The sequence below is a fragment of the uncultured Sphingomonas sp. genome, from assembly GCF_913774285.1.
Taxonomy (GTDB): domain Bacteria; phylum Pseudomonadota; class Alphaproteobacteria; order Sphingomonadales; family Sphingomonadaceae; genus Sphingomonas.
Window position 1 is genome coordinate 55175 of record NZ_CAJYHX010000031.1, and the last position, 15237, is coordinate 70411.

Here is a 15237-nt window from a genome sequence, read left to right on the forward strand (position 1 = left end):
TCCGGGGGAGGACCGGTTACAGCCTCAATGCACCGTGCCCAGCACCTTGGGGACGGAGAGCAGCACCACCAGCCGTTCGATCTGGCGCCAGCGGCAGAAGTGGATGACGTTGCCGAGATCCCGGCTCGCCTCGGCGCGCGCCGCGGCCTCGCCGCAGGCGGCATGGCCGAAGCGCCGAATCAGATCGGCCGCGTCGTGCACTTCGTCGCGATCGCTCAGATAGGGGTAGACGTCCATTGCAACTCCAACACTGGGGCAGCCCCCGGCCCGTGCCGGCCTGATACACCGGTTTCCCTTCCGCTCCGGTGGACGATGCTGGTGAACGATCCGGAAACCATGGCAAAGGCTGGCGCTTCGCGCAGATTCGTGGCAAGGGGCACCATGCAGTCCACCCCTTCGCGCACGCCGATGGCCGGCGGCTTCCTGTTGACGGCGAGCATTCTCGTCGGCGCAGTGGCCGGGGCCCTACGCGGAGAAGCGACGGTGGGATTGCTGGCCGGGCTGGCAGTGGGGTTCGCCCTCACGCTCGCCGTCTGGCTGATCGATCGCGCGCGAGGTTAGAGGGGCGCGCCTGCAACACTGTATCGGGCTTGCGGTGCGCCGCGCGTAGCCCCAATTTTAGGGTCTCAATGTCTATTTCGAATCTACCGACGCGCCTCGCCGAGGCGCTGGAACAGCGTGGCTATTCCACGCTGACCCCCGTCCAGTCCGCCGTCCTGGAAGACCAGGCCGCGGGCCGCGACCTCATCGTCTCCGCCCAGACGGGCTCGGGCAAGACGGTTGCCTTCGGCCTCGCCATGGCGCCCGAGCTGCTCGCCGGTGAAGAGATGCTGCCGCCCGCCGGCGCGCCGCTCGCCCTCATCATTGCCCCGACGCGCGAGCTGGCGCTGCAGGTCAGCCGCGAGCTGATCTGGCTGTACAGCCCGGCCGGCGCGCGCATCGCCACCTGCGTCGGCGGTATGGACGCCTCCAAGGAGCGCCGCACGCTCAACCACGGCGCGCATGTCGTCGTCGGCACGCCGGGCCGTCTGCGCGATCACCTCGAGCGCGGCGCGCTCGACCTGTCCAGCCTGCGCGTCGCGGTGCTCGACGAGGCCGACGAGATGCTCGACATGGGCTTCCGCGAGGAACTCGAAGCAATTCTCGACGCGACGCCCGAAGGCCGCCGCACCCTGCTCTTCTCGGCGACGATGCCGCGCCCGATCGTGGCGCTGGCCAAGCGCTACCAGCGCAACGCCTTCCAGATCACCACCAAGAGCGACGATCGCGGGCACGGCGACATCAGCTACCAGGCGGTGACCGTCGCGCCCGCCGATATCGAGCATGTCGTGATCAACCTGCTGCGCCTGCACGAGGCGGAGACGGCGATCCTGTTCTGCGCGACCCGCGACAATGTCCGCCACCTCCATGCCAGCCTGATGGAGCGCGGCTTCGCGGCCGTGGCGCTGTCGGGCGAGCATTCCCAGTCCGAGCGCAACCATGCACTGCAGGCGCTGCGCGATCGCCGTGCGCGCGTCTGTGTCGCCACCGACGTCGCCGCGCGCGGCATCGATCTGCCGACGCTGACGCTGGTGGTGCACGTGGAGCTGCCGCGCGATGCCGAGACACTCCAGCACCGCTCGGGCCGTACCGGCCGCGCGGGCAAGAAGGGCACCGCGGTCCTGATCGTCCCCTATCCGCGCCGCCGCCGCGTCGAGCAAATGCTGCACGGCGCGCGCATCCCGGCGGTGTGGATCGACGCACCGACGCCCGAGCAGATCCGCGCGGCGGACCGCGAGCGGCTGATCGCAGCACTCCTTCAGCCGATCGAGACCGACGAGGAAGACGTCGCACTCGCCGAGCGCCTGCTCGCCGAGAAGACCCCGGCGGAGATCGCAGCTGCGCTGGTCCGCGCGCACCGCTCGCAGCTGCCCGAGCCGGAAGAGCTGATCGAGGCGACGCCGGAGGCACGCCGCGCCGCGCAGCAGGAGCGCCACCGCCCCGGCTTCGACGATACGGTGTGGTTCCGCATGGATATCGGCCGTCGCCAGAACGCCGATCCGCGCTGGATCCTGCCGCTGATCTGCCGTCGCGGGCACATCACCCGCAACGAAGTCGGCGCGATCCGCATCGCGGCGAACGAGACGCACTTCCAGATCCCGGCACCGCTGGCGGCAAAGTTCGCGAGCGCGGTCGACAAGTTCGCACGGACGGCAGGCGATGATGACGACGGCATCCGCATCGAGCGCGCGACCGATGCGCCGCAGCCCGGCGCGCGGTCGGATGGCCCGGTGCGTCGCGGCCCGCCGAACCGCAGCAACGCCAATGGCAAGCCCGGCGGCTTCCGCAAGGGCCCGCCGCGCCGCTAAGGCGCCCGAGGCGCAGACTTCTTTCTCCCCTCCCGCTTGCGGGAGGGCGCCCCTCTTTTCACCCCTCCCGCTTGCGGGAGGGGCAGGGGGAGGGTGTGTAAGGGAAGCCGAGCGATCGGTAGAAGAAGTGGTGCTGCGCCGCCGCGGCGACACTTCAGCGGGTCGCTCGCTCGCCTCACGCACCCTCCCCTAACCCCTCCCGCAAGCGGGAGGGGGATTTGAAGGCTCAGCCGTCAGCCCTTTACTCCGCCCGGTGGCGCTTCCGGCCGTCCAGTGCGGACAACACCCCGCGCAGCGTGCGCAGTTCCTGGCTCGACCAGCGCGGCTTGGTCAGCAGCGTGCGCAGCGTCCGCTTGGTCGACGGCACCCGGTCCGGCGGGAAATAATAGCCCGAATCTTCGAGCATCGCGTCGAGCTGGCCGATCATCCCGTCCAGTTCCTCCTGCGGCGCCGGCGGATCGAGATCGACCGCGGGCGGGCTCTCCAGCCCGACATGCTTCGACCATTCATAGGCGACCAGAATCACCGCCTGGGCGAGGTTCAGCGAGCCGAACTCCGGGTTGATCGGCACGGTGATAATCGTGCGGGCAAGTGCCACATCGTCGGTCTCCAGCCCCGAACGCTCCGGCCCGAACAGGATCGCACTGCGGGTGGGCGCGCCGTGGATCTCGCGCGCGGCGACCTCGGGGGTCACCACCGGCTTGGTCACGCCGCGCTTGCGGACCGTGGTGGCGTAGACATGGGTGCAATCCGCCACCGCATCAGCGACGCTCTCGAACACCTGCGCCTTTTCCAGCACGATGTCGGCGCCGCTCGCCGCGGGACCCGCCGAGGGGTTCGGCCAGCCGTCGCGGGGGCTCACCAGCCGCATCTCGGTCAGCCCGAAGTTGAGCATGGCGCGCGCAGCCTTGCCGATATTCTCGCCCAGCTGCGGGCGGACGAGCACGATCACGGGGGAATTCAACTTTTGCCGACCTCGCTGACGTTACCGGCGAATTCCTCGAAATCCTTCGCCTCGCGGAAATCCTTATACACGCTGGCGAAGCGGATATAGGCCACCGAATCCAGGCCCTTGAGCGCCTCCATCACCAGCTCGCCGATGCGCTGGGAGGGGATTTCGCTCTCGCCGGTCGTTTCCAGCTGGCGCTGGATGCCGGAGACCAGCCGCTCGATCTGCGCGGGCTGGATCGGCCGCTTGCGGCAGGCGGTGGAGACCGAGCGCATCAGCTTCTCGCGCTCGAACGGCTCGCGCCGCTCTCCGCTCTTCACCACCGTCAGGTCGCGCAGCTGGATGCGCTCGAAGGTGGTGAAGCGCGCGCCGCACGCCTCGCACTGCCGCCGCCTGCGGATAGCCGCCCCGTCGTCGGTGGGGCGGCTATCCTTTACCTGGCTGGCTTCATTGGAACAGAAGGGGCAGCGCACTTAGCCGCCGTAGATCGGGAAGCGTTCGCACAGCGCGCGGACGCGGGCCTTCACATCGGCCTCGACCGCGGCGTCGCCCGCCTCGCCCTTGCTGCGCAGCCCCTCGAGCACGTCGGCGACCATGTTGCCGATCTCGCGGAACTCGGCCGGGCCGAAGCCGCGGGTGGTTCCCGCCGGTGAGCCGACGCGGATGCCGCTGGTCTTCATCGGCGGCAGCGGATCGTTGGGGATGCCGTTCTTGTTGCAGGTGATCGCGGCGCGCTCCAGCGCCTCGTCGGCGTCCTTGCCGGTGACGCCCAGCGGGGTGAGGTCGACCAGCGCGAGGTGCGTATCGGTGCCGCCCGAGACGAGGTTCGCGCCGCGCTCCTTGAGCGTCGCCGCCAGCACCTTGGCGTTCTCGACCACCGCCGCGGCATAGCTCTTGAACTCGGGGCGCAGCGCCTCGCCGAACGCGACCGCCTTGGCGGCGATCACGTGCATCAGCGGACCGCCCTGCAGGCCCGGGAACACCGCCGAGTTGATCTTCTTGGCGATAGCCTCGTCATTGGTCAGGATCATGCCGCCGCGCGGACCACGCAGCGTCTTGTGCGTGGTGGTGGTGACGACATGCGCGTGGCCGAACGGGGTCGGGTGGACGCCGCCGGCGACCAGGCCGGCGAAGTGGGCCATGTCGACCATGAACATCGCGCCCACCTCGTCCGCGATCGCGCGGAAGCGGGCGAAATCGATGTGACGCGGATAGGCCGAGCCGCCGGTGATGATCAGCTTGGGCTTGTGCTCGCGGGCGAGGGCTGCGACCTGGTCATAGTCGATCAGGTGATCGTCGGGGCGCACGCCATACTGGACCGCGTTGAACCACTTGCCGCTCATCGCCGCGCGGGCGCCGTGGGTCAGGTGGCCGCCGGCATCGAGGCTGAGGCCGAGGATGGTGTCGCCCGGCTTGGTCAGCGCGAGCATCACCGCGCCGTTCGCCTGCGCGCCCGAGTGCGGCTGGACATTGGCGAAGTCGCAGCCGAACAGCTGCTTGGCGCGATCGATCGCCAGCTGCTCCACCTCGTCCGACGGGTGGCAGCCCTGGTAATAGCGCTTGCCCGGATAGCCCTCGGCATACTTGTTGGTGAATACCGAGCCCTGTGCCTCGAGCACCGCCTTGGAGACGATGTTCTCGGAGGCGATCAGCTCGATCTGATACTGTTCGCGGGCGAGCTCGTGCTCGACGCCGGCGAACACCGCGGGATCGACCTCGCTCAGGGTTTTGGTGAAGAAGCCATCCGGCTGAAGGCCTGCCGTAACGGGGTTGGTGCTCATGCGGGGCTCCTTTCGGGGTTGCTCAGCTTCTCCACGCGACGGACGTGCCGATCGCCGAGGAAAGCCGTTTCGAGAAACTGGGTGACGCAGGCCTTGGCCATCTCGATGCCGATCATCCGCGCGCCGAGGGCGATGACATTGGCATCGTTATGCTCGCGCGCAAGACCGGCGGAGAGCGGCTCGGAGACGAGCGCGCAGCGGGCGGCGGGGTTGCGGTTGACTGCGATCGAAATGCCGATGCCGGATCCGCACAGCGCGATGCCGAAGGTCGCCTCGCCGGTCTCGATCGCCTTGCCGAGCCGGTAGCCATAGTCCGGATAGTCGACGCTCTCGGGTCCGTTGGTGCCCAGATCGAGCACGTCATGGCCGAGGCCACGCAACCAATCGGCGAGTTCTGCCTTCATTACGAAGGCGGCGTGATCCGAGGCGAGGGCGATGCGATGTGGCATGGCGGCCCTCTACGCGCGTGTGCGCCCGCTGGCTAGACACCCAGGAGACCATATGCCGAAGACTCTGTCCGTTCTGTTTCCCGCGTTGGCACTCGGCCTCGCCGCCTGCTCGCCGAGCACCGAGGACCGCGTCGACAATTCGCTGGATCGTACCGGTGATTCGCTCGCCAATGCGGCGGACCGGCTGGGCGATCGGATCGAGAACCGCGCCGATGCCGCCGGGCGCGCGATCCGCGAGGGCGCGGACGATACCGGCGATGCGCTGGCCAACGGCGTGGACCGCACCGGCAATGCGATCGACGACGCGACGCATTGATCCATTTTTCCCCTAACGCTTGCGGGAGGGGTCGGGGGAGGGATCGACGTGGAAGAAGCGCTGGAACGGTTCAGCCCCTCCCCTAACCCCTCCCGCAAGCGGGAGGGGAACGAGAGCGGGAGAGGACAAGGCTAGGCCGCGGCCTTCTTCCCCCGCTTCGGGCTGCCCGACTTGAGCACCCCGCGCCGGAACAGCCGCGCCGCGACCGTCAGCGTGATCGCCACCCACAGAGCCTGCCAGGCGAAGGCCAGCGCGTGCGGCCAGAGCTCCGGCGCATTTGCCGCCCGCGCCGCCATCGCCATGGGCGAGCTGAACGGCACGATCTCCGCCGCGGTCGCAACCCAGCCTTCCGGATTGCCGGCGGCGTAGGAGGACATGCCGAACATCGCGAACTGGAAGATGGTGATCGGCAGCGACAGCATCTGGATCTCGCGCTGGGTGGAGGCGAGCGAGCCGACGCCCAGGAACACCGCGCTCTGCAGCAGATAGGCCATCACGAAATAGCCGATCAGCAGCAGCGGGAAGATCGGGCCCACCGCCACGCTGAGATCCCCGAGCGCCCCCGCCATGCCCGCCGGCATCAGCTTGGGCAGGTTGGCGACCAGCGTTCCCCAGAAGGCGACGAACAGCAGCGCCGACCCGAAGGCGCCGAGCAGCTTGCCGAAGAACACGCTTTCCAGCGGCACCGCGGCAGCGAGGATCTCGATCACCTTGTTCGAGCGCTCCTCGGCCATCGCGCCCACCGCCTGGCCCGAGAGCATCAGCGTGACCAGGAAGATCGCGAAGGTGGAGAAATAGGCCGCCTGCCCGCGTCCGCTGACCGTGGGCGCCTGCACCGCGATGGTCTCGAAGCGTGCGGTGCTGCGGACGCCGGGGGCGTGTTCGGCGCGCAGCGTCTGGGTGGCGAGCGCCGCGAGATAGCGCCCCTCCGCCTCGGCACCCGCGCGGCGCAGCACCATGGGATGATCGAGCGGACCGTACAGCACCGCCGCCGCCTCGATCGCATCCGAGTCGAACAGCGCCCGCGCCTGCCGCGCCGCATCGCCCTGCGGCGCTTCCAGCTGCAGCCGGGGCCGGGCGGAATCGCGGCTGAACACGTTGCGCAGCTCGCGATCGGCGGCGCGCACCCCCTCTTGCTGGCCGAGCGGGACGATCGCCACCAGGACCTGCCGCGCCTCGCCGGCAGCGCCCGCGGCCTGGCCGCTGAGGCCACCGATGATGCCGAAGCCGATCATCAAGAGCGGACTGAGCAGGAAGAGCAGGAAGGTCGGCGTCATCACCGTCGCGGTGAGGTCACGGCGGGCGATCGTCAGCGCGTGGCGGAGGAAGCGCGGCATCATGCGATCGTCTCCGGCTGGTCGGCCAGCGCCTCGGCGCCGACGATGCGGACAAAGGCGTCGTGCAGTCCCGGCCGCTCGATCGACAGGCCGGAGATGCCGTGCCCCGCCTCGATCAGCCGGACGAGCAGCGCCTCGATGCCGCCATCGGGCACGGTGAACCGCCAGCTCCCGCCTTCGCGCACCGCGTCGCCCGGCAGCATCGCACCGATCGCGTCGGCATCATGGTGCGGCGTGTAGCGCGCCCGCAGCGGCAACAGCGCGCGTGCCTCGTCCACCGTGCCCTCGAACCGCACTTTGCCGCCCGCGATGACCGAAATGCGCTCGCACAGCCGCTCGGCATGCGCCATCACATGGGTGGAAAAGAGGATGGTGGCGCCGCGATCGCGCTGGCCGCGGATCAGCAGCTCCAGCCGCTCCTGGTTGACGGGGTCGAGCCCCGAAAAGGGTTCGTCGAGCACCAGCAGGTCGGGCTCGTGCACCACCGAGCCGAGCAGCTGCACCAGCTGCGCCATCCCCTTCGAGAGCTTGCGGATCTTGTCGTCGGCGGCATGGCCGAGCCCCGCGCTTTCGAGCAGTTCCCCTGCCCGCTTGCGCCCGGTCGCCCAGGGCAGCCCGCGCAGTGCCCCCATGAAGGCGATCGCCTCGCGACACTTCATGTTGGGGTAGAGCCCGCGCTCCTCGGGCAGGTAGCCGACCTGGTCGCTCCTGTCGCGCGGATGGCGGCTGCCGAGCAATGTCCGCTCGCCTTGGTCGGGCTCGATGATGCCGAGCAGCATGCGCAATGTCGTGGTCTTGCCCGCGCCGTTGGGCCCGAGCACGCCGTAGATCACGCCCTTGGGCACCGCGATGCCGACACCATCGACGGCGCGCCGATCCCCAAAACGTTTGACCAGCCCGGAGGCACTGACGGCGAGTTGCTGCAACGATGCCTCCCCCTAGCAATCGCAACGTGGTAGCGGGTGCGCGTGCGGGAAGACAAGTCCATCGAGGAACGGCTGAAGGCGAAGGCGGCGGAGATCGGTTTCGCGGCGTGCGGCGTCGCGCATGCCGATGCCGCACCGCGCACCGCCGAGCGGCTCCGCCAATGGCTGGACGAGGGCGCGCATGGCGACATGCTGTGGATGGAGGAACGCGCCGAGCAGCGCGGCAGCCCCCGTGGTCTGTGGCCCGAGGTGCGCTCGGTGATCGCGCTCGGCATGAGCTACGCCCCCGCCGCCGATCCGCTGGCGCTCGCGGGCGAAGGCGAGGTCGGTCGCATCTCGGTCTACGCGCAGGGGGCCGATTATCACGATGTGGTCAAGCGCCGGCTGAAGGAGCTTGCCCGCTGGCTGGTGGCGGAAGCACCGGGTGCCGATGTGAAGGTGTTCGTCGATACCGCGCCGGTGATGGAAAAGCCGCTGTCGGAGGCCGCCGGGCTCGGCTGGCAGGGCAAGCACACCAATCTGGTCAGCCGCAGCCATGGCAGCTGGCTGTTCCTCGGCGCGATCTACACGACGCTCGACCTCGCCTCCGACGGCCCGAGCGGCGGCGGCTGCGGCAGCTGCGACGCCTGCCAGACCGCCTGCCCGACGAGCGCCTTCCCCGCCCCATACCGCATCGACGCGCGCCGCTGCGTTTCCTACCTCACCATCGAGAACAAGGGCCCGATCCCGCGCGAATTGCGGGAGGGCATCGGCAACCGCATCTATGGCTGCGACGATTGCCTGGCGGTCTGCCCCTGGAACAAGTTCGCCGCCGCCGCACAGGCCAACCTCGCCTTCCACCCGCGCGCCGAGCTGACCGTCCCCTACCTCGCCGACCTGCTGGCGCTCGACGATTCAGGCTTTCGCGAGGTCTTCGCCGGCTCGCCGATCAAGCGCATCGGCCGCGACCGGATGGTGCGGAACTGCCTGATTGCGGCGGGCAATAGCGGCAGCGCGCGACTGGTGCCGCCGGTTCTGGCCCTGCTCGACGATCCCGCGCCGGTCGTGCGCGGCGCGGCTGCATGGGCGCTCGAACGGCTCGATCCGGCCCGCTGGCAGGTAGAAAGCGTGGCCCGAGCGGCGCAGGAGCCCGACCCGCAGGTCCGCGCCGAATGGCTCGGACTTGACTCGCCCGCCCCACCCCGCTAGGCGCGCCGCTTCGCAATTGGCCCCGCACCCCCGGTGAAGCGGTGGCCCTGCGCTTTTCCCGCAAGAGAAGCACAGGCGAAACCGGGATCGCGATCAGGACGGCGTGCCGCCCGGGTCAACGTCACAGCAATTGGTAAAGGATTTTATATGTCGAAGCGCTCCAGCGCCAAGCATAAGCTCGATCGCCGCATGGGCGAAAACATCTGGGGTCGTCCGAAGTCCCCGGTGAACAAGCGTGAGTACGGCCCGGGCCAGCACGGCCAGCGCCGCAAGGGCAAGATGTCGGACTTCGGCATCCAGCTGCGCGCCAAGCAGAAGCTCAAGGGCTATTACGGCGACATCACCGAGAAGCAGTTCAAGCGCTCGTACGAAGACGCGTCGCGCATGAAGGGCGACACCGGTCAGAACCTGATCGGCCTGCTCGAGCAGCGCCTCGACATGATCGTCTACCGCGCCAAGTTCGCGCCGACGATCTTCGCGGCCCGCCAGCTGGTCAACCACGGCCATGTCCGCGTCGACGGCGAGAAGTGCAACATCGGTTCGCGCCGCATCAAGCCGGGCCAGGAAATCAGCCTGAGCAGCAAGGCGCAGGAAATGGCCCTGGTCATGGAAGCGCAGAGCCTCGCCGAGCGCGACATCCCCGACTATGTCGCACCGGATGGCGCGGCGAAGGTCACCTTCACCCGCGTGCCGACGCTCGACGAAGTGCCGTACCCGGTGAAGATGGAACCGAACCTGGTCGTCGAGTTCTACTCGCGCTAATTCGGCTCCTTCGGGAAACGAGAAGCGGGGCGGTCCTTCGGGGCCGCCCTTTTTTCGTTGTGCGGACTGGCACGAATCCGCAGAACAGGCGCACCAGGAGGAATTCCATGCGCTTCTCGTTGCTTGCCCTTGCCCTGCTCTCGACCACCGCCGCCGCCCAGGCGCAGACCGCCGCCCCCGCCCTGTCGCTCGACACGCTGAAGACCGTCACCCAAACGCTGTCCTCCGACGCGTTCGAGGGGCGCAAGCCGACGACCGCGGGCGAGGACAAGACGATCGCCTATCTGATCGAGCGCTTCCAGAAGGCGGGGCTCAAGCCCGGCAACAAGGGACAATGGGTGCAGGACGTGCCGCTGGTCGAACTCAGCGTGCAGAGCCCCAGCAAGCTCGCCTTCACCGGCGGCAAGACGCCGGTGTCGCTCGCCTATGGCAGCGAGGCGGCGTTCTCCACCTACCGCGTCACCCCGAAGATCGATTTGAAGGACAGCGAGGTCGTGTTCGTCGGCTACGGCATCAACGCGCCCGAGCGCGGCTGGAACGACTATGCCGGGCTGGACGTGAAGGGGAAGACCGTCGTCATCCTGATCAACGATCCCGACTGGCAGACGATGACGCTCGACGGCCCGTTCGGCGGCCGGGCGATGACCTATTATGGCCGCTGGACCTACAAGTACGAGGAAGCCGCGCGCCAGGGTGCGGCGGGTGCGATCATCATCCATGATACCGAACCCGCCGCCTATGGCTGGGGCGTGGTCGAGAGCAGCTGGGGCGGGCCGAAGCTTGAGCAGGACACGCCCGGCGACCATGCCGACCAGTCGCAGCTGATCGGCTGGATCCAGCAGGATTCGGCCAAGGCGCTCTTCGCCAGCGCGGGCAAGGATTATGCCGCGTTGGTCGAGGCGGCCAAGCACAAGGGCTTCAAGGCCGTACCGCTGGGGGTCAAGGCCTCGGCCAGCTTCGGCGTCGGCATCAAGCGCCAGGCGTCGAAGAACGTCGTCGGCATCCTCCCCGGCACCGCCAAGCCGGACGAGGTCGTGCTGTTCTCGGCGCATTGGGACCATCTTGGCCACTGCAAGCCGGTGAACGGCGACGACATCTGCAACGGCGCGGTCGACAATGCCACCGGCACCGCCGGGCTGGTCGCGCTCGCCGAGGCCAATGCCAAGGCCGGCCCGGCCAAGCGCAGCATGGTGTTCCTGGCGGTGACCGCCGAGGAACAGGGGCTGATCGGTTCGCAATATTATGCCGAGCATCCGGTCTATCCGCTGGCGAAGACCGTCGGCGGCGTGAACATGGACGGGCTGAACATCCACGGCAAGGCGAAGGACTTCGTGCTGGTAGGCGCGGGCAAGTCCGAGCTGGAAGAGCTGGTGAAGCCGCTGGTCGCCGCCGAAGGCCGGGTGATCGGGGTGGAATCGACGCCCGAAAAGGGCAGCTATTACCGCTCGGACCATTTCAGCTTCGCCAAGCTGGGCGTGCCGATGCTGTACGGCGAGAGCGGCGACGATCTGGTGGTCGGCGGCAAGGCAGCCGGCGCCAAGGCGGCGGAGGACTATACCGACCAGCGCTACCACAAGCCCCAGGACGAATATGATCCCAAGTGGAACTGGGACGGCGCACTGTCGGACCTGCGGATCTATTACGGACTCGGCCGTGAACTGGCTGACGGCAGCAGCTGGCCCAACTGGTTCAAGGACGCCGAATTCCGCGCCATCCGGGACAAGGCGCGAGCAGGGCAGTAAGGCGGTCCACCGCCCCTTCCATCGTCATCCCGGCGAAAGCCGGGATCCACTGGGGTCTCTGTCGCGGCTTCTGCTGATGCCGAGAGGCGAATGGATCCCGGCTTTCGCCGGGATGACGGCTGGTGGGCGGGAACGCCCGGCCTTTCCCCTGTCACGCTACGGGGCTAAAGCCCCCGCCATGACTCGTACCCCTCCCCCCGAATGGGCGCCGCACGATGCGGTCTGGATCGGCTTTCCCAGCCACGCTGACCTCTGGGTCGAAGACCTCGAGCCCGCCCGCGAAGAAGTGCTCGCCTTCGCCCGCGCAGTGCATGCCGAAGGCCGCGGCGAGCGCGTGATCCTCGTCGCCGCAGATGAAGCCGCTGCCGACGCCGCCCGCATCATGGCCGGCGACGCCGCCGAGGTCGTCACCGAGCTGTTCGGCGACATCTGGCTCCGCGATACCGCCGGCATCGTCACCGGCGACAATGTCGCGCAGGATTTCGGCTTCAACGGCTGGGGCGGCAAGTACGACCTGGAAGGCGACGACACGATCGGCGCCCGCCTCGCCGCGCGGCGCGGGCTCACCGCCGCCAAGCATGGCTGGGTCCTCGAAGGTGGCGCGATCGACGGCGACGGGACCGGGCTTTGCGTCACCACCGAACAGTGCCTGCTCAACCCTAACCGTAACCCCGACCTGGACCGCGCCGCGATCGAGGCCAAGCTAGCGGCGGACCTCGGCTATACCCGCGTGCTGTGGCTCGGCGACGGCCTCGCCAACGACCATACCGATGGCCATGTCGACAACCTCGCCCGCTTCGTCGGCCCCAACCGGCTGCTGATTCCGACGCCGGCCGAGGACGATCCCAACGCCGCCATCTACGCCGATGCGGTCGCCCGCGCCGAGACGTTCGGCGTCGAGGTCGTGCGAATGCCCTCCCCCGGCGCGGTGCTGGACGAGGATGGCGAGCCGATCCCCGCCAGCTATATGAACTTCTATATCGGCAACGCCGCGGTGGTGGTGCCGCTCTACGGCCAGCCCAACGACGACGCTGCGATCGAGACGCTGCAGGGCCTGTTCCCCGGCCGCGAAATCGTCGGCCAGCGGGCGGATCATATCCTTACCGGCGGGGGCAGCTTCCACTGCATCTCGCAGCAGATCCCCACCCCCGCGTGACCGCCTTCGCCGTCCGCGCGCTGCTTTCCGGGCTGATCGTCGCCGCCATGGCGATGATCGCCCGGCGCAGTCCCGCGTTCGGCGCCTTGGTTGCGTCGCTGCCGCTGATCTCGCTGCTCGGGGTCCTGTGGCTGTGGCGCGATACGCACGATCCCGCGCGCGTCGCGGACCATCTCCAGGCGACCTTCTGGTACGTGCTGCCGTCGCTGCCGATGTTCCTGCTCGTGCCGGCGCTGCTGCGATCGGGGATCGGCTTCGCGCCCGCGCTGCTCGCGGGCGTCGCGCTGACGATCCTGCTGTATTTCGGGACCGCCGCGGCGCTTGCCCGGTTCGGCATCACGCTCTGAGCCGCTGCCGCCGCGTCAGAAGCTCTCCCATGCCTCGACGTCGCGGGTCATCGCGCGGACCGCGGCGGCAGGCAGCGGTCGAGCCTCGGCGGGCGGCGTGGCGAACCTGCCCTGGAGCGACGTTCCTCCGCCGCTGCCCACCCGGAACCTGGCCGCCTGATCGCTGAGCAGCCGCGTCTCGTTCGACAGGTTGCGCGCCGCGGCCGAGGTTTCCTCGACCATCGCGGCATTCTGCTGGGTGGCGCTGTCCATGTTGGTCACGGCGGTCGTCACCTGCACGATCGCGGCGGCCTGGGCATTGTTGTCCGTCGCCATGCCGCCGAGCAGTTGGTGCACCTGCGCGACGTCCTGCGAGATATCCGAGAGCGCACCATCCACCCGCTGCACCGCCTCCACCGCGGTACCGATCTCGGACTGGGTGACGGTGAGCTGGTCGCGGGCCCGCTTGGCTTCTTCCTCGGCCCGCATCGCCAGCGCCGAGACCAGATCGGCCACCACCGCGAAGCCACGCCCCGCCTCGCCGGCACGGCCTGCCTCCACCGCGGCGTTCATCGCCAGCACGCGGGTCTGGAAGGCGATCTTGTCGAGCCCTTCGATCACGCTGTCGATGCCCTTGGCGCTGTCTGCGACCCGGCTCATCGCCTGCACCGCCTCGTCTGTGATCGCGCGCCCCCCCCCGACGGTCTGGATTGCGCCGTTGGCGCGGTCGACGGTGTTGCCCGCCGCCGCCGCAGTCGCCTTCAGGCGGCCATCGATCTCGCCGATCGACGCTGCGGTCTCGGCGAGCGACGCGGCGGTGCTTTCGGTGCGGCGGGCGAGATCCTCCGATGCCTGGGCGATGTCCTTCGAACCGGTGCTGATGCCCTGCGCACTTTGAATTACGGTGCCGATCAGCGTGCGCAGATTGTCCAGCGCCTCGTTGAAGTTGCTTTTCAGCTCGGCATAGGCCGGCGGGAAGTGCGCGGTGACCGGGCGCGTGAGGTCGCCTGCCTTGAGCGCCGCGAGGCTGTCGCGCAGTGCGCCGGTAACCGTGGTCTGCTCGGCGGAGGCGGCAGCGGCGCGATCGCGTTCCTTGGCGATCGCCGCCTGGAGGAAGCCATCGACCGAGCGGGTGATGTCGCCGATCTCGTCCTGCTGCTCGAGGTGCGGCAGCGTTGCCTCGCCCGAGGAGCGGGCGAGCTTGGTGATGAGCTCCGCCAGCTGGCGGATCGGGGCGATCACCTTGTGGGTGATGGTGAGGAACGAAACCGTCAGCACGCCACCCGCCAGCAATCCCAGCAGCGCCATCGAGAGGCGCGCGAAGCCCGCAGCGGACTGGGCCTGGGTGGCGATCCTTTCGGAAATCTTGATCTGCAAATCGACGAGCTTGGCGATGGCGTCCGACACCGGGTCGATCGCCGGATACATCTCGGTGCGCACGAAGCCGTCGAGTGCCGCGGCATCGCCCGCGCGCAGCATCTTGTCGAGCCGAGCCACCTTCTCGTCGGCCAGCTTCATCCGGGCTTCGGCCTCGCTTGCGAGCTTGGCTTCCTCGCCCTCGATCCGGGTGGCACGATATGCCCCCCACGCCTTGTGCAGCTCGGCACTTCCCGCGGACACCCTGGTCGCGGCCTCGTCAAAGCCGATATTGCCGTTTCGCGCCTTGTGCGCGGTATCGACGATCTCGACGGCATAGCGATCCGCCACCACCTTCAACTGGCGCAGCGGCAGCACGCGATCGGCGAGCAGCGTCGACAATGCGGCCTCGCTCGACCGGGCCGACCAATAGCCGACCCCGACCAGCAGCACCGTGGCGATGCCGAACAGCGCGAGGCAACCGAGGAGTTTCTGCTTAATCGTCATCCAACGCTTCTCACAGACTAGGCCCGAGCGAGGCAGCCGGCGTGCGCACCCTGCCTTGAGCGCGCCGCGTGCCTCCATCGTTGTTATAGAGAAA

Annotated in this window: 16 protein-coding genes; 8 read left to right on the plus strand and 8 right to left on the minus strand. The window is 68.7% G+C overall.

Going from position 1 to position 15237, the window contains the following annotated elements:
* Positions 1-24: 24 nt before the first annotated feature.
* Positions 25-237, minus strand: a complete 213-nt coding sequence (locus tag QZ670_RS17340) for a hypothetical protein (protein ID WP_125974100.1) — start codon at positions 235-237, stop codon at positions 25-27.
* Positions 238-312: 75 nt separating this feature from the next.
* Here QZ670_RS17340 and QZ670_RS17345 point away from each other — a divergent pair, with 75 nt between their 5' ends.
* A complete protein-coding gene (locus QZ670_RS17345; RefSeq protein WP_294257644.1) occupies positions 313-561 on the plus strand; it encodes a hypothetical protein in 249 nt (82 codons plus the stop codon).
* Between the two features lie 68 nt (positions 562-629).
* Positions 630-2348 carry a DEAD/DEAH box helicase gene (locus QZ670_RS17350; RefSeq protein WP_294257646.1) on the plus strand — a complete coding sequence of 573 codons (1719 nt, stop codon included), beginning with the start codon at positions 630-632 and terminating at the stop codon, positions 2346-2348.
* Positions 2349-2589: 241 nt separating this feature from the next.
* Here the strand turns inward: QZ670_RS17350 and QZ670_RS17355 are convergent, their stop codons facing one another.
* Genes QZ670_RS17355 through rpiB form a run of 4 tightly spaced genes read right to left on the minus strand, consistent with a single transcriptional unit; the run spans position 2590 to position 5527 of the window.
* Positions 2590-3300, minus strand: a complete 711-nt coding sequence (locus QZ670_RS17355) for an RNA methyltransferase (protein ID WP_281252158.1) — start codon at positions 3298-3300, stop codon at positions 2590-2592.
* An 8-nt stretch (positions 3301-3308) separates the two neighbouring features.
* A complete protein-coding gene (gene nrdR, locus QZ670_RS17360; protein ID WP_084582537.1) occupies positions 3309-3770 on the minus strand; it encodes a transcriptional regulator NrdR in 462 nt (153 codons plus the stop codon).
* Positions 3771-5078 (minus strand): serine hydroxymethyltransferase, encoded by a 1308-nt coding sequence (gene glyA, locus QZ670_RS17365; RefSeq protein ID WP_294257661.1) that lies wholly within the window; start codon positions 5076-5078, stop codon positions 3771-3773.
* On the minus strand, positions 5075-5527 hold the full coding sequence (gene rpiB / locus QZ670_RS17370) for a ribose 5-phosphate isomerase B (RefSeq protein WP_294257663.1): 453 nt from the start codon (positions 5525-5527) through the stop codon (positions 5075-5077). Before rpiB ends, glyA begins: the two co-directional genes overlap by 4 nt.
* Positions 5528-5579: 52 nt before the next feature.
* On the opposite strand from rpiB, the gene QZ670_RS17375 reads away from it, so the two are divergent.
* Entirely contained in the window at positions 5580-5843 is a 264-nt protein-coding gene (locus QZ670_RS17375) for a hypothetical protein (protein WP_294257666.1), read from the plus strand.
* Between the two features lie 131 nt (positions 5844-5974).
* Here QZ670_RS17375 and QZ670_RS17380 read toward each other — a convergent pair whose 3' ends face one another.
* A complete protein-coding gene (locus tag QZ670_RS17380) occupies positions 5975-7183 on the minus strand; it encodes an ABC transporter permease (RefSeq protein ID WP_294257669.1) in 1209 nt (402 codons plus the stop codon).
* On the minus strand, positions 7180-8106 hold the full coding sequence (locus QZ670_RS17385; RefSeq protein WP_294257672.1) for an ATP-binding cassette domain-containing protein: 927 nt from the start codon (positions 8104-8106) through the stop codon (positions 7180-7182). The genes QZ670_RS17380 and QZ670_RS17385 overlap by 4 nt, the downstream gene beginning before the upstream one ends.
* Positions 8107-8148: 42 nt before the next feature.
* Here QZ670_RS17385 and queG point away from each other — a divergent pair, with 42 nt between their 5' ends.
* The 5 genes from queG (at position 8149) to QZ670_RS17410 (ending at position 13301) form a co-directional block, all read left to right on the plus strand.
* The gene (gene queG, locus QZ670_RS17390; protein ID WP_294257675.1) at positions 8149-9294 is read left to right on the plus strand and encodes a tRNA epoxyqueuosine(34) reductase QueG; all 1146 of its coding nucleotides are present in this window, start codon (positions 8149-8151) and stop codon (positions 9292-9294) included.
* 147 nt (positions 9295-9441) lie between these two features.
* Positions 9442-10056: a 30S ribosomal protein S4 gene (rpsD, locus tag QZ670_RS17395; RefSeq protein ID WP_019369873.1), complete on the plus strand. Its 615-nt coding sequence runs from the start codon at positions 9442-9444 to the stop codon at positions 10054-10056.
* A gap of 107 nt (positions 10057-10163) precedes the next feature.
* Positions 10164-11798, plus strand: a complete 1635-nt coding sequence (locus QZ670_RS17400; RefSeq protein ID WP_294257686.1) for a M28 family metallopeptidase — start codon at positions 10164-10166, stop codon at positions 11796-11798.
* 178 nt (positions 11799-11976) lie between these two features.
* Positions 11977-12954, plus strand: a complete 978-nt coding sequence (locus QZ670_RS17405) for an agmatine deiminase family protein (protein WP_294257689.1) — start codon at positions 11977-11979, stop codon at positions 12952-12954.
* On the plus strand, positions 12951-13301 hold the full coding sequence (locus QZ670_RS17410; protein WP_294257691.1) for a DUF3147 family protein: 351 nt from the start codon (positions 12951-12953) through the stop codon (positions 13299-13301). The genes QZ670_RS17405 and QZ670_RS17410 overlap by 4 nt, the downstream gene beginning before the upstream one ends.
* A 15-nt stretch (positions 13302-13316) precedes the next feature.
* On the opposite strand, the gene QZ670_RS17415 is transcribed toward QZ670_RS17410, so the two are convergent.
* On the minus strand, positions 13317-15143 hold the full coding sequence (locus tag QZ670_RS17415) for a methyl-accepting chemotaxis protein (RefSeq protein WP_294257693.1): 1827 nt from the start codon (positions 15141-15143) through the stop codon (positions 13317-13319).
* Positions 15144-15237: the final 94 nt, after the last annotated feature.

Bases quoted from the DNA above. Each gene is read 5' to 3' on its own strand.
- QZ670_RS17340 (WP_125974100.1), bottom strand. From the start codon at position 237: ATGGACGTCTACCCCTATCTGAGCGATCGCGACGAAGTGCACGACGCG.
- QZ670_RS17345 (WP_294257644.1), top strand. From the start codon at position 313: ATGCTGGTGAACGATCCGGAAACCATGGCAAAGGCTGGCGCTTCGCGC.
- QZ670_RS17350 (WP_294257646.1), top strand. From the start codon at position 630: ATGTCTATTTCGAATCTACCGACGCGCCTCGCCGAGGCGCTGGAACAG.
- glyA (WP_294257661.1), bottom strand. From the start codon at position 5,078: ATGAGCACCAACCCCGTTACGGCAGGCCTTCAGCCGGATGGCTTCTTC.
- rpiB (WP_294257663.1), bottom strand. From the start codon at position 5,527: ATGCCACATCGCATCGCCCTCGCCTCGGATCACGCCGCCTTCGTAATG.
- QZ670_RS17375 (WP_294257666.1), top strand. From the start codon at position 5,580: ATGCCGAAGACTCTGTCCGTTCTGTTTCCCGCGTTGGCACTCGGCCTC.
- QZ670_RS17380 (WP_294257669.1), bottom strand. From the start codon at position 7,183: ATGATGCCGCGCTTCCTCCGCCACGCGCTGACGATCGCCCGCCGTGAC.
- rpsD (WP_019369873.1), top strand. From the start codon at position 9,442: ATGTCGAAGCGCTCCAGCGCCAAGCATAAGCTCGATCGCCGCATGGGC.
- QZ670_RS17400 (WP_294257686.1), top strand. From the start codon at position 10,164: ATGCGCTTCTCGTTGCTTGCCCTTGCCCTGCTCTCGACCACCGCCGCC.
- QZ670_RS17405 (WP_294257689.1), top strand. From the start codon at position 11,977: ATGACTCGTACCCCTCCCCCCGAATGGGCGCCGCACGATGCGGTCTGG.
- QZ670_RS17415 (WP_294257693.1), bottom strand. From the start codon at position 15,143: ATGACGATTAAGCAGAAACTCCTCGGTTGCCTCGCGCTGTTCGGCATC.